This window comes from Streptomyces hirsutus (assembly GCF_001418415.1).
Classification (GTDB): domain Bacteria; phylum Actinomycetota; class Actinomycetes; order Streptomycetales; family Streptomycetaceae; genus Streptomyces; species Streptomyces hirsutus.
In genome coordinates, this window is record NZ_LIQT01000148.1 from 1 (window position 1) to 348 (window position 348).

Consider the following 348-nt stretch of genomic DNA (forward strand, 5'->3'; position numbering starts at 1 on the left):
GGGCCGTCCGGTGACAGCTGCATCATCCACTCCTCCTCGTCCATCCCGCCCGGCACCGGCCCGTCTGGCGCGTCAGCGGCGGGCAGGGTGACCAGGGCAATGAGTGCTCCGTCGGCCCGCAGGGCGGCGTCGCACAGTCGGGCAAGATCGCGGCTGGGCGCCTTGAGGCCCCGTTCGACCTTGCTCAGTTGCGCCTTGCTGTAGTGCACGGCGGCAGACAGGGTTGTGAGACTGAGACCAGCCTCCAACCGCCGCTTCCTGAGCTCCTCGCCGAACACGGTGGACGGCTGCGGCACGGAAACCTCCATAACCATCCATCCAGGTGAACGGGGTTGCCGCACCAAAGAC

Annotated in this window: 1 protein-coding gene; it reads right to left on the reverse strand. The window is 67.8% G+C overall.

Going from position 1 to position 348, the window contains the following annotated elements:
• Positions 1 to 308, reverse strand: a 308-nt coding sequence (locus AOK11_RS11800; RefSeq protein ID WP_157869330.1) for a helix-turn-helix domain-containing protein, incomplete at its 3' end; no start/stop codon positions are given.
• Positions 309 to 348 lie beyond the last annotated feature (40 nt).